This is a genomic window from Actinopolyspora alba (assembly GCF_900112765.1).
GTDB lineage: Bacteria > Actinomycetota > Actinomycetes > Mycobacteriales > Pseudonocardiaceae > Actinopolyspora > Actinopolyspora alba.
In genome coordinates, this window is the sequence record NZ_FOMZ01000003.1 from 140,177 (window position 1) to 154,701 (window position 14,525).

The following is a 14,525-nucleotide window of genomic DNA, read 5'->3' on the forward strand; positions in this document are numbered from 1 at the left end:
GATCGTGCTGAGCCCGGTGGGCGGGACCTTTCCGAAGGTCCCGCCACTCGGCGAATCGGCGGGATTCGCCGATCAGTCCTCGTGCTCGGAGCGATCGGCCGACCATTCGGTGTGGAAAACCCCCGCGAGATCGGTCCGACGGTAGGTGTGCGCTCCGAAGTAGTCCCGCTGCCCCTGGATCAGGGCGGCGGGCAACCGCTGGGCCCGAACGGTGTCGTAGTAGGCCAACGCCGTCGAGATCCCGGGTACCGGCACTCCGGCCGCCGTGGCGGTGGCGACCACACGGCGCCACGAGTCCTGGGCCTCGCCGAGCGCCTCGCGGAAGTCGTCGTCGGCGAGCAGACCGGCCGGTCCGGAGGTCTGGTCGTAGGCCGCTCGGATGCGGTCCAGGAATTCCGCCCTGATGATGCAGCCGCCCCGCCAGATCGTGGCGATGGCGCCGAGGTCGATGTTCCACTCGTAGGTCTCGCTGCCCGCCTGGATCTGGTCGAAGCCCTGGGCGTAAGCGATGATCTTGGAGGCGTACAGGGCGCGTTCCACGTCGGCGACGAATCGCTCGGGGGCGTCGACCACGGGTTCCGTCGAGGGTCCGGGGAGCCCGGCCGCGTCCGCTCGTAGTCGCGGCTGTCCGGAGATCGAGCGCGCGAACACCGCTTCGGCGATCCCGGTCACCGGGCTGGCCAGTTCCAGGGCGTTCTGTACGGTCCAGCGGCCGGTTCCCTTCTGCTCGGCCTGGTCCAGCACCACGTCGACGAACGGCCGGGAGGTGCGGCTGTCCACGTGACCGAGCACCTCGGCGGTGATCTCGATCAGATAGGAGTTCAACCGGCCGGTGTTGAACCGGCGGAACGTTTCGGCGATCTCGGCGGGTTCTCGTCCCAGAACCTTGCGCAGCAGGTCGTAGGTCTCCGCGATGAGCTGCATGTCGGCGTACTCGATGCCGTTGTGCACCATTTTGACGAAGTGACCCGCCCCGTCCGCCCCCACATGGGTGACGCACGGCGTGCCGTCCACGTTGGCGGCGATCGAGCGCAGGATGGGCTCCAGCTCACGGTAGGCGTCGGTCGAGCCTCCCGGCATGATGCTGGGGCCGTGCAGCGCCCCCTCCTCGCCACCGGACACGCCTGCCCCGACGAAGTGCACTCCCCGGTCGATCAGTGCCGCTTCCCGACGTCGGGTGTCGGTGAAGTTGGCGTTCCCGGCGTCGACGAGGACGTCTCCCGAGTCCAACATCGGCACGAGCTCGTCGATCACCGCGTCGGTGGGGGTGCCGGCCTTGACCATGATCACCAGGCGACGGGGGCGTTCCAACGTGTCGACGAGTTCCCGCAGCGACCCGGTGGCCAGGAATTTTCCCTCGTCCCCGAATCGCGTGATCAACTCGTCGGTGCGTTCCCGGTGGCGGTTGTGCACGGCCACCCGCTGCCCGTTGCGGGCGAGATTGCGGGCCAGGTTCCTGCCCATGACGGCCAGGCCAGTAACCCCGATGTTCGCCTTGTCGCTCATCCGCGCTCCGATCCGATGTCCCGATCCGCGACGCGAACCGGGGTGTCCGCTCGGGCAACATCCTCAGTTGGTCCCGTGTTCCAAGGGCATGACTAGCGCACAGCCACGGTTCTCGCAGCACGGGATTCGCCGCGAACCACCGCTTCGCGGTCGGGTGCGAAAGCACACCGCCCTCCCGGCCTGGCTGCACCCCGTCCCGTCCGGTCAGGGAGAATGGGGGAGTGAGCGATGAGCACCACACGACCGACCCCTCCGGTTCCGCACGTTCGGCGCCCGGCTCGGCCACCGAACGTCGTGGTCCGCCGCGCCCCCGATTGTTGGTGCTGCTGTTCGGGATCGCCGTGGTCCTGATCGGGGCGGACGCGATCACCAAGTCATTGGCGGTGGCCGAGCTGGAGGACCGAGAGCCGGTCAAGCTGTTCGGCGGGGCCCTCTACTTGGTGCTCTTCCGCAATCCGGGAGCCGCGTTCAACATCGGCACCGGTCTGACCTGGCTGCTGGCGCTGCTGGCGATCGTGGTGATCGGCGTCATAGTCTGGTTCGCCCCGAAGCTCCGTTCCACCGGTTGGGCGGTGGGCATCGGCCTGGTGCTGGGAGGTGCCTGCGGCAATCTCGTCGACCGGATATTCCGGGAGCCCGCTCCGCTGCGCGGTCACGTGATCGACTTCCTGTCCGTGTTCGCACCGGACGGAAGCGTCTGGCCGGTGTTCAACCTGGCCGACTCCGGCATCGTGTGTGGTGGAGTGCTGATCGTACTGCTGGCACTGCTGGGCTACGACTACGACGGAACCGTGCATCGGCGGGGGACGGAACGGAGCACCACCGGCGACAGCGATGATCACGGCGACAGCGATGATCACACTGCCGGGGGTGAGCGAGGCGAGGCCGCGGACGATCACTCTTCCGAGCGGGGGAGGGCTTCGCCGGGATCGGTCGAGGAACAGCGACGTGACGACGGTGGGGGAAGCTCGTGAGTGAGTTGCGCACACTGCCCGTGCCCGACGGGCTCGACGGCATGCGGGTGGACTCCGGACTGGCCAAGCTGCTGGGTGTGTCGCGCAACACCGTCGTGGCGCTGACCACCTCCGGAGACGTCGAGTTGGACGGCGCGCCCGCCGGTAAGTCGGACCGGTTGCTGGCCGGTTCGTGGCTCGAGGTGCGGCTTCCCGGCGAGGAAGCACCCCCCGAGATCGTCGCGGTGCCCGTGGCGGGGCTGACGATCGTGCACGAGGACGACGACATCGTGGTGGTCAACAAGCCCATAGGCGTGGCGGTTCACCCCAGCCCCGGCTGGGAGGGACCGACCGTGCTCGGCGGGCTGGCCGCGGCGGGGGTCAACCTCGCCGTCTCCGGCCCCTCGGAACGGCAGGGAGTGGTACACCGCCTCGACGCGGGCACCACGGGAGTCATGGTGCTGGCGAAGTCGGAACGTGCCTACTCCGCGTTGAAGCGTGCGTTCAAGGAACGCACGGTGGACAAGCACTACCACGCCCTGGTGCAGGGGCACCCCGATCCGAGTCGAGGCACGATCGACGCGCCCATAGACCGCCATCCCAGGGTCGATCACAAGTTCGCCGTGGTCACCGACGGTAAGCCCAGCGTCACCCACTACGAGACGGTGGAGGCGTTCCGGGCGGCCTCGCTGGTGGACGTGAAGCTCGAGACCGGTCGCACCCATCAGATAAGGGTGCACTTCTCGGCAGTGCGCCATCCCTGCGTCGGTGATCTGACCTACGGCGCCGATCCGACGCTCGCACGGCGGCTGGGCCTCACCAGACAGTGGTTGCACGCGTACTCGCTGTCCTTCGAGCACCCCGGTTACGGCGATCGGGTGACTTTCGACAGCGACTACCCGGCGGACCTGAGTGAAGCGTTGGAGCAGCTGCGGGAACAGGACCACTGAGCCGCTCCAGGTGTCCACGCCGCACCGTCTGCGGTCCTTCCGGTGCCGACCGCGAGCGGTGCGCAAGGTTCGCCACCCGCCGCTCAGAGGTCGCTGATGTCCCAGACCAGCGAGTGCGGTCCCGGATCAGCGTGCGGTGACCACTCGACGCTGCGCAGTTCGGTTTCCTCCGGCAACACGAACACGCTGTGCCCGCCACCCGTTTCCCCGGGCGAGACCCCGGAGCTGTGCGGTGGACGGGAGGAGAGCGTCACCGAGGACCTGGACACGGTCGAGCCGTCCCGCGCCACCAGCAGCAGGTGCTGGTCCGGTGGCGAGTCGAACACGGTGGTGCCGCGGTTGGTCAGCTCGATGTGCACCACGATCGCCCGCTGTCCCTCCTCCAGGGTGTGCCCGGCGGCGCTGAAAAGGAAGTCGGCGGGATCGACCACCTCGACCAGCAGTACGCTGACCGGTTCACCGTTGGGACCGACCGTGTCCAGCTTGCTGCCGACCTTGCCCGCTCTGGGGACAGCGGGTGGTCGCGGTGTCGGACCACCCGTAGCGCCCTGCTCGCTCCGCGGCCACGCCGCGGAGCCGGGAGGCCCCCACGTGTTGGGCGCTACGGGTGGTTGTTGTGCCGGTGTCGTGGGGGAGGCCTGCTGTGGTCCCTGCGGCGGCTGTTGTTGCGGCGGTGGTGTTACCTGGCCGGGTGAGGGCGGTGACTGCGGAGCCATCGGCGGATACGGCCCGTGCGGTTGGTAAGGGCCGCTCATGCCACCGTGGACCGCGTAGCCCCCGCTGTGCGGTCCCGAGTGCTGCGGAGGCGGTGGTGCGCCCGCCCCGGAGGGGGGTGCCTGGTAGCCACCGCCGGGTTGGCTCTGCGGCTGGACTCCGACGGAGGCGAGTGCGTTGCGGATCCCGTTCGGGTCGCACTCCACACCGACCACCAGCGGCAAGCCGGTGGTGGACAGCGTGGCCAGCCTCGCGGCCACCTCACGCACGTCCATGTTCAGGTAGGCGGCGAGTTCGTGAACCGCGGCGCGACCTGTCTCGGCGACGGCGCTGAGCAGACGGACGTCCACGGGATCTGGTGCAGCCACGTCTTGTCACGCTACCCGCTCCCGTGATCGTCGTGTTTCGTGGTGTCGCTCCCCTCTCAGGCGTGCCGTTGGGCCGAATCCTCGGGATTCCCGCGCGCCCAGTGGGCCGCTCGCGAACACGCCGGGGACGGTCCGATGTCGGCCGGACGGACTGGATTAGGGTTGGAGGCTCGGTACCGGTCCACCTTTCGTCGTAACGCGAAGGACGTCGACCGAACCGGACTCCGGATCGACCATGCGAAACATCGTTGCTGGTCACAGTATTGAATTGCGCCGTGTTGCTTCACGGGAGGGAAAACCGCCGTGCCTACCGATTCGTTCGTTCATCTGCACGTGCACACCGAGTACTCGATGTTGGACGGCGCGGCGAAGATGGGGGCCCTTTTCTCCGAGGCGAAACGCCTCGGGATGCCCGCGGTCGCGATGACCGACCACGGCAATATGTACGGTGCCGACGAGTTCTACCAGCAGGCCAAGAAGGCGGGCATCAAACCGATCATCGGTATCGAGGCCTATGTCGCACCGCAGAGCCGATACCACAAGAAACCGGTCTTCTGGGGGGAGGCAAAGCAGCGCAGCACCGACGAGTTCGGTGAGGGCGGTGACGTTTCGGGTGCCGGTGCCTACACGCACATGACCATGCTCGCGCGGAACTCGACCGGGCTGCGCAACCTGTTCACCCTGTCCAGCCGTGCCTCCTTCGAGGGGCAGTACCGCAAACCCCGCATGGACCGCGAGTTGATCGCGGAGCACGCCGAGGGGATCATCGCCACGACCGGCTGTCCCTCCGGCGAGGTGCAGACCCGGCTGCGCCTGGGGCAGTACCGTGAAGCCCTGCAGGCGGCCTCGGACTACCGCGACATCTTCGGCGCCGAGAACTACTTCCTCGAGCTGATGGACCACGGGCTGGTCATCGAGCGTTCCGTCCGGGAGAACCTGCTCAAGATCTCCAAGGAGCTGGGGCTTCGCCCGTTGGCCACCAACGACAGCCACTACGTCACCGTCGACCAGGCCGAGTCGCACGGGGCGTTGCTGTGCGTGCAGTCGGGCAAGACCCTCAACGACGAGAACCGGTTCCAGTTCAACGGCGACGGTTACTACCTCAAGTCGGCCGAGGAGATGCGCGAGTACTGGGACTCCGAGGTGCCCGGTGCCGCGGACAACACGCTCGTGGTCAGCGATCTGGTGGAGTCCTACGAGCAGGTCTGGACCTATGAGGACCGGATGCCGCGTGTCACCGTGGAGGCGGGGCGAACGGAACGGGACGCGCTGGCCGCCGAGGTGGAGCACTACCTGCCCACGCGTTTTCCGGAGGGGATCGGTGAGGAGTACCGGGAGCGGATCGAACGCGAGATCGACGTCCTGGACACCAAGGGGTACTGCGCGTACTTCCTCGTGGTCGGTGACGTCACCCGGTGGGCGAAGTCGGAGAACATCCACGTCGGCCCCGGCCGTGGTTCGGCGGCCGGCTCGCTGCTGGCCTACATCCTGCACATCACCGATCTCGATCCGATCGCCCACGGCCTGATCTTCGAGCGCTTCCTGAACCCGGAGCGGGACTCCCCACCCGACATCGATCTCGACTTCGACGACCGCAGGCGCGACGAGGTGCTGCAGTACGCGATCGACAAGTACGGTCGGGACAAGGTCGCCCAGGTCATCACCTTCGGCAAGATCAAGACCAAGGCCGCCATCAAGGACGCCGCGCGCGTGCACCACGGTCAGCCCGGCTTCGCCATAGCGGACAAGATCTCCAAGGCGCTCCCCGCCCCGATAGCCGCCAAGGACATCCCGCTGGAAGGCATCGTCGACCCGGAGCACGAACGCTACGCGGAGGCCGCCGAGGTACGCGGGCTCATCGAGAACGACCAGTCCGTCTCGCAGATCTTTTCCACCGCCCGTGGCCTGGAAGGGCTGATCCGCAACGCGGGAGTGCACGCCTGTGCGGTGATCCTGTCCTCGCAACCGCTGATGGGCACTGTTCCGCTGTGGATGCGTGACGACGGTTCCATCATCACGGGTTGGGACTATCCCAGCTGTGAGGCCATCGGACTGCTCAAGATGGACTTCCTGGGGCTGTCCAACCTGACCATTCTCGGTGATGCCCTGCAGGCGGTGCGCGACAACCACGGGTTGGACATCGATCTGTCCACCCTGGCTCTCGACGATGCCAACACCTACGAGCTGCTCGCTCGCGGCGAGAGCCTGGGGGTCTTCCAGCTCGAAGGTGGTGGGATGCGCGAGCTGCTCAAGCGGCTGCGTCCCACGGAATTCACCGACATCGTGGCCGCCAACGCCCTGTACCGGCCCGGCCCCATGGAAGTCAACGCTCACCTGGACTACGCCGATCGCAAGAACGGCCGCAAACCGATCGAGCCCATCCACCCCGAGCTGGAGGAGCCACTGCGCGACGTGCTGGCCGAGACCTACGGCCTGATCGTCTACCAGGAGCAGATCATGGCGATCGCGCAGCGGGTGGCCAACTACACCCTCGGACAAGCCGACATCCTGCGGCGTGCCATGGGCAAGAAGAAGAAGGAAGTCCTCGACGAGGAGTTCGTGCGCTTCCACGCCGGCATGTCCGAGAACGGTTACAGCGAAGAGGCGATCAACGCCCTGTGGACCACGGTACTGCCGTTCGCCGGTTACGCGTTCAACAAGTCCCACGCCGCCGGTTACGCCCTGGTGGCCTACTGGACCGCCTATCTGAAGGCGAACTACCCGGCCGAGTACATGGCAGCGCTGCTGACCGCCAACGGTGACAACAAGGACAAGATGGCGGTCTACCTCTCGGAGTGCCGTCGGATGCAGGTCCGGGTGCTCTCCCCGGACGTCAACGACTCCAGGGACACGTTCACCGCCGTCGGTTCCGACGTCCGGTTCGGGCTCAGCGCGGTTCGCAACGTCGGTGGCAACGTGGTCGGCTCGATATGTCGGGTCCGTGACGAGCAGGGAAGGTACGTTTCCTTCCGCGACTTCTTGGACAAGTCCGAGACGGTGGCCTGCAACAAACGTGTCGTGGAGTCACTGATCAAGGCCGGTGCCTTCGATTCGCTGGGGCACACCCGGATGGGACTGACCGAACAGCACGAATCCGCTGTCGACGCGGTCGTCGGGTTGAAGCGGCAACAGGCCGCCGGTCAGTTCGACCTGTTCGGCCCCGCTTCGAGCGATGACGCGGCGTCGGAGAGTTCTCCGCTGGCCCATCTGACTTTCTCCTCCGAGGAATGGCCCCGCAAGCAGTTGCTGGCCTACGAACGCGAGATGCTGGGGCTGTACGTCTCCGCGCATCCGCTGGACGGTGCCGAGAAACTCCTCGCCCCCTACCAGGACACCGGTATCGCCGAGCTGATCAGCGGGGAACGTTCCTCCTCCGGCGGCAAGGACGGCAAGGACCAGGTGCGGATCGCCGGCATGATCTCCGGCATCCAGCGCAGGATCAACAAGAACGGTCAACCATGGGCCATCGTGACCATGGAGGACATGGACGCCAGCGTGGAGGTTCTGTTCTTCCCCAAGGCCTACGAGATGTTCGCCGATACCCTCGTCGAGGACACCGCGATCGCGGTCAAGGGGCGCATCAACGAACGGGAGGGCGCCATCAGCGTGTTCGCCTCGGACGCCGTACCGGTCGACATCTCGGCTGCCGAGACCGACCCCGGCAGCAGCCCTCCGTTCGTGCTGCGGCTCAACGCGTCCAAGGTCGACCGGAGCATGGTCAACGAGCTCAAGCGCACGCTGCGGGCCCACTCCGGTGAGGTGCCGGTGCAGGTCAAGTTGCAGGGCAGTCGTGGTGAGACCAGACTCGCTCTTTCCAGTGAGTTCTTCGTCAACACCGACAACGGCTTGCAGGGTGAGCTCAAGGGGTTGTTGGGAGCCGGGTGTTTCGAGTCCCTGACCTGATGGGGTGGTCCCGCCGGGCGCGAATTTCCTCGTGGTCCCCGTTTCGCGCGGGAAAGCCGAATCGCCCGATTCGAAAGAGCTCACCGCTGCGATTCCGGCGGGTTGATTACTTCGTATTGATGAAAATGGTTCGGACGTTCCGCTGATCGTAGTGACAGCTCCGCTATTAACGGTGTTAACTGTGGGTGGACCGGTGTCTATCGCGAAGGGCTGTCATGACTTCGTCCCAGCAGTGTCCACATGACTCCGTATCGGTGCTCGACAACGAGTTCCTGCAGGATCCACACGTGCATTACGCGTGGATGCGGGAGTCCGACCCCACCAGGAGAGTGGTCACCGTGACCGGGATGCCGGTATGGCTGGTGACCCGTTACGCCGATGCCAAAGCCGCGCTGACCGACCCCAGGCTCAGCAAGGACTACCGTGGCATGGGGCGGATAACGGAGCGCGAGGTCGAGCGGGGCGCTCAGCGGGCCGACATATCGGAATCCGTGCAGGCCCACATGCTCAACATGGATCCCCCTCATCACACGCGACTGCGCAAGCTGGTGGTCAAGGCGTTCACCGCCCGTCGTGTCGAGGCGTTGCGCCCGAGGATAGAGCAGATAACCGGCGAACTGCTCGACGAGATGGCGGCGACGGAGCACGCCGGTGACGCCGGTATCGACCTACTGGACGAGTTCGCCTTCCCCCTGCCCATCCGCGTGATCTGCGAACTGTTGGGAATCCCCGAGGACCGCAGGGACGAGTTTCGCGAGTGGTCCAACACCGTGGTTTCCGGACAGGAGCCACAGGCCGCGGAACAGGCCGCCGCCGCCATGGCGGAGTACCTGCTCGAACTCGTCGCGGAGAAACGTCGGAATCCGATGGACGACCTGCTCACGGCGTTGATCGAAGCCAGTGATGACGCGGATCGGCTCAGTGGTGAGGAGCTGATCGCCATGGTGTTCCTGCTGCTGGTCGCCGGACACGAGACCACGGTCAACCTCATCGGCAACGGGGTACTGGCATTGCTGCGTGATCCGGAGCAGTATCGGCTGCTGCGCGACGAACCGGAACGGGCCGCGTCGGTGGTCGAGGAGACGTTGCGGTTCGACGGTCCCGTGAATCTGGCGACCTTCCGGTACACCACGGAACCGGTGATGGTCGGAGATGTGGAGATCCCAGCGGAAGAGCTGGTGCTGGTCGCGCTGGGATCGGCCAACCGGGACTCGGAGAAGTTCGAGACGCCGGATCGGTTCGACCAGGACCGAGCCACCAACGGCCATCTGGCTTTCGGGCACGGTATCCATTTCTGCGTCGGAGCCCCGTTGGCACGTCTGGAGGGCCAGATCGCGCTGCGGCGGCTCACCGAGCGTTTTCCCGCCATGAAACTGGCCTTGCCGGAGGAACAGCTGTCCTACCGTCCCAGCACGTTGATGCGTGGCCTGGAACAGTTGCCCGTCCGGCTTTCCTGATCGAAGTTTTCCGGTCGGGGTGTCGGGTCGCTCGGCCGACCGGACGGCCTCCGTTGTCGCTTCCGGCGGCGGGACGGGGTCCGTTCGGGCCGGAAGGCCGAGCGGCACTTCGGCCCGAACGGGTAGCTCGGTTCGTCACCGCACGACGACGGTGTACGGACCGACTTCCCGCGTGGTGAACTCCGGTCCCCGGAACAGTGCCGCGTCGAACAGCACCCGGTAGTTCAGCACGTTCGGCTGGGCGGGGAAAACATCACGTTTCAGCGTCAGCGAGAGCTTCCCGACGGGCGGGTTCGAATCCTCGGCCGTGTCATCGTCGTTGCTCGGACCTCCGGCCTCCTGGCGATGCCGGAGCACGAACACGTCCGGAGCGCGGAACGGACTGTCGCGCAGCAGCCTTGCCAGCTCGGCGCTGTCCGTGGCGTCGGCCCAGCGTTCAATCTCCTCGGCGCGTTGTTCGTACTTGCCCAGCGGATTGGCGTAGTGCGGTGTTTCCTGCTGGAACATCCAGTAGGGTTCGAACGACTTCAGCTTGTAGTTCGTGCTCAGCACGACGTTCCGCTGTGGATTTCGCCCGGTCATCCCGGATATGGTCGAGATGAGTTCGTCCAACCATGCGTTGGGTTCGTCCGGGTTCCGCGCGCCGTATGCGTTGTGGCCGGTGGGGTAGTAGTCCTCGTACGCCTCGCGCACGCGGGAGTCCAATCCGGTGTTGAGCTGGTACTGCGCCACCGAGAGCGCGCCGGTCACGGCCAGCACCACCGACAGCGCGGTCAATCGCGGTAGATACCTTCCGGGAACTCGTCCCCGCAGCCTGTGGAGCAGCTCGACCAGTCCGATCACGCCTGCCACGACCAGGACGCACTCCAGGATCATGCGGAGGCGGAACGCGAGCAGCGTGGTCTCGGCGACCAGTGCGAGTGTGGACAGCCCGAACCACACGTAAACGGTGACCGTCACCGTCAGCAACGCCGCCGCCAGTGAACTGCTCGTCGCGCGAAGTATCAACCACACCAGGCCGCACAGGCACAGTAATCCGAACGTGGAGAACTCGGTGAACGGCAACGGCAGGTAAGCGCTTCCGGCCGGCAAGTAGTGCTGTGCAGCGCTGCTCTCGGAAAGTCCGCCCGCGAGCAGGAACGGAGCCCACACCACCAGAGCCAACAGGCCGCTCACTACTCCGATGGGGACCAGCCGTAGGAACAGTTCCCATACCGTGCGCCCGACCGCAGCGCCGCGCGCGACGCGCGTCGCACCGATGACGGCGGCCATTACCACGGTTACCAGCACCGCGAATCCGAAGTTCAACGTGTAGGTCATCGCCGTTAAACCGACGAAGATCCCCACCCCCAACAACACGCCGCGCGGCGCGCGCTCCCGCGTGGACAGGGCGTACCAGGTCAGCACAGCTATCGGAGCCAGCAGGGCGGCGGAGGGCCAAGCGTACGGTTCCATCAGGCCGTGCCGCATACCGGTCAACATCGTCACCAGCGCGGCCAGCAGCGCCTGCTCGCGCGGTATCACCAGACTCCACAGCGTGAAGGCCAGCACGACGACCACTGCCAGCCACATCAGCGCGTAGGGTTTGTAGGCGGCCCAGCCCTCCCATCCGATCAGGTTCGCGAAACGCCCGCCGAGCCAGAACCAGCCCCAGGGATAGTAGGGGGCTATGTCGGCGTAGTTCATGTCCGCGGGAACCAGGTTCTCCGCCATCCGGTTCATGTACTGCAACCGGAATCCGTTGTCGACCGAGGCACCCCCGTAGTAGAACCGGGTGCGCTGCAGCGGCATCGCCAGCAGCAGCGTGGTCAGCGTGGTCAGGGCGGTCCAGACACCGATGAGGCGCAGCCCGCCGTTCCCGATCCGCTTTCCGAGAGCAGGCGGCACCAGGAGCAGCAGCAGAAGTAGAGTGGAGCCGAGAACTGCCAGGGCTTCGGGTGCGTTACCGGGTTCGGAGATTCCGGGCTGAACGATGAGGAATTGCAGCAATAGACTGAGCACGACCGCGATTCCCGTGCTCAGCGAAAGTTCGAGGACCGTTCGACCGCCGGAAAGTCTCGGCATCGAGTCGGGGGAGCTCCGCTTCGTGTTGTACGTTCCGATCGAGCTGGAACTCGGCAAGGTGCCACTCCCGGTCCTGAGAATTCGATGATGGATGTCACGCACAATAGCGACAGCTGAAGAGTTGGACTCTTGTGGCCCCGAACAGTGGCTGTTCGTGGCCGATTCACCGGTTCGTTCGGAGGAGGCTCGGTGTCGGAACAACCGGTCGAAGGGCCGGAGCGGAAGTACACGACCGACCGCGACTCGGTCCCGTGGCGACAGCTACGAACACGACCGCCGCGCCCCGGAGTGGTGTTCGGCGCGGATCTGTTGCCCGCGCTGAGCGTGTTGTCCTTGGTGACCTTGCTGGGGTTTCCGCTCGGTTGGATCTGGGCTCACCTGGCACCGCCGCGGGAAAGCACCATGACACGACAGGGTGAGTTGGTTCCGGTGCTGGTCGAGAGCTACCACAGATTCGACGGGCTGGCGGTTTTCCTGCTGCTGAGCTCCGCCTGTGGAGTGCTCGTCGCCGCGGCCGCCTGGCAGCTGCGCGGCCGCAGGGGACCCGTGCTGCTCGTGGCGATGGTGCTGGGGTCGTTGCTGTCGGCCTGGCTGGGAATGCGGCTCGGCACCTCGTTCGCCGCGGGGATGTACCCGGTGCCGGACACCTTGCGTCCCGGCGATCTGGTGGCCGTGGCACCGCGGTTGGACACGCTGGTCGGTTTGCTGGGGCAACCACTGACCGTCGCCTTGACCTACGGGCTCGTCGCTTCGTGGAACGGGCTGGACGATCTCGGCAGGCGACGGGGGTGATCGGGGCAACACACGCCCGTTTTCCGATGTCCGTGCTCGGACGAAGCCGGGGTGTTCCGGGGCGGAGCCGTCGCCGGCTGCCCTGTCAGCCCGGTAGCGGTCGCGGCGTCAGTCCGGTAGCAGTCGCAGCGAACGCAGTGCGCGTTCCATGGTGTCCGGTGTCTCGGCCCCCTCGAACTCCTGGTCCGCCATGCCCACCAGAATCGCGGTGCCCTGCTGGTACGGCAGGGCCATCACGCCGAGGTAAGCGGACTCGGTGATGCACGTTTCCGCGGTCGCCGGAACGATCTCCGCGCTGACGAAGGTGGCTGTCAGCTTTCCGCCGTCGAGCGTCACCTGCCGTGGTTCCCGCTGCTTCAGCTGTGGTCGCGTTCCGTCGCTGGTGGTCCAGAGCATGTTCCCGAGCTTTTCGACGGTCCCCTCGCCGGCTTGGGCGCTGTCGGTCAGCTTCGAGGAGGTCAGTCCGATCAGGGCGCGGAACGACTGCGGTGCCCGGTCGCAGAAGCCCTCCATGTACAGCGAGTACCCGCTCAGCGTGATCGTCCCGGTCGAGGGGCTTCCCAACCTGTTGACCGCACCGGGGTGCGTGCTCCAGTCGCCGGGAACGTCGTACGCCACGCCGGTCTCCCGGACCGGAACGGACTGCCAACCGGGAATCGCCGCGGGTACGGACTGCCGCGAGTCGGCCGTGGCGCTCGTGGAGCCCGCCGCGACGGATCCGTTCCCTCCGTCGTCGTCACCGAGTTTGACCAGTACCAGTGTGGTGATGATGATGACCACACTGGCTATCGCGGTCGAGACCACGGCGATGGTCGGGCCGCGGCTCCGCCCGGGCGGAGCCGCCGATTCCCCCTGGGGCGGGGCCCATGACGGCGTGCCGTACCGGTTCGACGCCGCCTGCGGCGGTGCGAACGAGGCGCCGTGTGGCGAGTGCCCGTACGGGGATTGCTCGCCGGCCTGGGCCCCGTCCCCGGAAACGGGTTGTCCGGTCAGCGGATCGTAGTAGCGGTGTGCGCCGCCGTCCGGTCCCGTCCAGCTGTTGGACCCGCCAGGTAACGACATGGTTCGTGATCCTAGCGAGTACCGCGCATCGCGTGTCGGCTCCTCGCGTGATCGAACCGGAAATCAGTTGGTTCCCGCGTGTTCGGCGAATTCGGACAGCTGGGCGGGAACGGCGCGCAGTCTCCGCACGAACTCGGTCTCCCGGTTGATCAACGAGCGGATCTCGCGCATCCGTGCCACCGGGTCGGTCTCGGCGAGCAGGTCCTGCCGGTCGTCCGGTGCGAGAACGCAGTTCTCCGCCAGCGCGTAGGACAGTTCGGCGAAATCGGTGCTCTCGTCGGGGTTGGTGGTGCCCTCCACCCGGAGTCCGGTCGCCAGGTAGCGCTCCTGGGCGGCTCGGGCCGAGGCCGACAGCCTGTCCCTGAGCTGTTCGGAGTCCTGCCGCGGAGTGCTGTCCGGCAACCACTCCACGCGGGCCATCAGATAGGGGGCCGCCTCGGTGTCCAGTTGCAACAGTCGAAAGCGGTCCCGGCCTGTGGTGGTGATGTCGTAGCGCCCCTCCGGGAGCTGTTGCACCTCGTCGAGGTGCGCGGAGCACCCGACCTCGTACATCGCGTCGACGTTGTCCTCGCCGACCTCCCATCCCTGGCGGATGCCGACCACACCGAACCTGCGGCCGGGTACGACTTCGTTGACCAGATCCATCACGAGTTGCCGGTAACGTGCCTCGAAGATGTGCAGCGGTAGCGAACCGCCCGGCAACAGTACGTTACCCAGCGGAAACAACGGAAGCGTTTCAGTCACGTCACCAACCTA

The 14,525-nt window shown here is 66.3% G+C and carries 10 protein-coding genes; 5 read left to right on the forward strand and 5 right to left on the reverse strand.

Translation table 11 applies throughout. The features are described 5' to 3' along the window. Positions 1–72 precede the first annotated feature (72 nt). On the reverse strand, positions 73–1,506 hold the full coding sequence (gndA, locus tag BM150_RS05230; protein ID WP_092924615.1) for an NADP-dependent phosphogluconate dehydrogenase: 1,434 nt from the start codon (positions 1,504–1,506) through the stop codon (positions 73–75). Between the two features lie 221 nt (positions 1,507–1,727). On the opposite strand from gndA, the gene lspA reads away from it, so the two are divergent. Together lspA and BM150_RS05240 are read left to right on the forward strand one after the other, a co-directional pair. After that, entirely contained in the window at positions 1,728–2,480 is a 753-nt protein-coding gene (gene lspA / locus BM150_RS05235) for a signal peptidase II (protein WP_092924617.1), read from the forward strand. Beyond that, positions 2,477–3,409, forward strand: a complete 933-nt coding sequence (locus tag BM150_RS05240; RefSeq protein ID WP_217641376.1) for an RluA family pseudouridine synthase — start codon at positions 2,477–2,479, stop codon at positions 3,407–3,409. Before lspA ends, BM150_RS05240 begins: the two co-directional genes overlap by 4 nt. An 83-nt stretch (positions 3,410–3,492) precedes the next feature. On the opposite strand, the gene BM150_RS05245 is transcribed toward BM150_RS05240, so the two are convergent. After that, complete coding sequence (locus BM150_RS05245) at positions 3,493–4,491, reverse strand: AsnC family protein (protein WP_092924618.1); 999 nt, start codon at positions 4,489–4,491, stop codon at positions 3,493–3,495. Between the two features lie 303 nt (positions 4,492–4,794). On the opposite strand from BM150_RS05245, the gene dnaE reads away from it, so the two are divergent. Together dnaE and BM150_RS05255 are read left to right on the forward strand one after the other, a co-directional pair. Continuing rightward, complete coding sequence (gene dnaE, locus BM150_RS05250; RefSeq protein WP_092924620.1) at positions 4,795–8,394, forward strand: DNA polymerase III subunit alpha; 3,600 nt, start codon at positions 4,795–4,797, stop codon at positions 8,392–8,394. A gap of 215 nt (positions 8,395–8,609) precedes the next feature. Further along, a complete protein-coding gene (locus BM150_RS05255; RefSeq protein WP_092924622.1) occupies positions 8,610–9,851 on the forward strand; it encodes a cytochrome P450 family protein in 1,242 nt (413 codons plus the stop codon). A 135-nt stretch (positions 9,852–9,986) separates the two neighbouring features. Here BM150_RS05255 and BM150_RS05260 read toward each other — a convergent pair whose 3' ends face one another. Beyond that, a complete protein-coding gene (locus BM150_RS05260; protein WP_092925025.1) occupies positions 9,987–11,915 on the reverse strand; it encodes an arabinofuranosyltransferase in 1,929 nt (642 codons plus the stop codon). Between the two features lie 189 nt (positions 11,916–12,104). On the opposite strand from BM150_RS05260, the gene BM150_RS05265 reads away from it, so the two are divergent. Further along, complete coding sequence (locus tag BM150_RS05265; RefSeq protein ID WP_217641377.1) at positions 12,105–12,707, forward strand: DUF2567 domain-containing protein; 603 nt, start codon at positions 12,105–12,107, stop codon at positions 12,705–12,707. Between the two features lie 108 nt (positions 12,708–12,815). Here BM150_RS05265 and BM150_RS05270 read toward each other — a convergent pair whose 3' ends face one another. Next, on the reverse strand, positions 12,816–13,769 hold the full coding sequence (locus tag BM150_RS05270; protein ID WP_092924624.1) for a DUF8017 domain-containing protein: 954 nt from the start codon (positions 13,767–13,769) through the stop codon (positions 12,816–12,818). 63 nt (positions 13,770–13,832) lie between these two features. Next, positions 13,833–14,513, reverse strand: coding sequence for an LON peptidase substrate-binding domain-containing protein (locus BM150_RS05275; RefSeq protein ID WP_175496698.1), 681 nt, complete (start codon positions 14,511–14,513; stop codon positions 13,833–13,835). Positions 14,514–14,525: the final 12 nt, after the last annotated feature.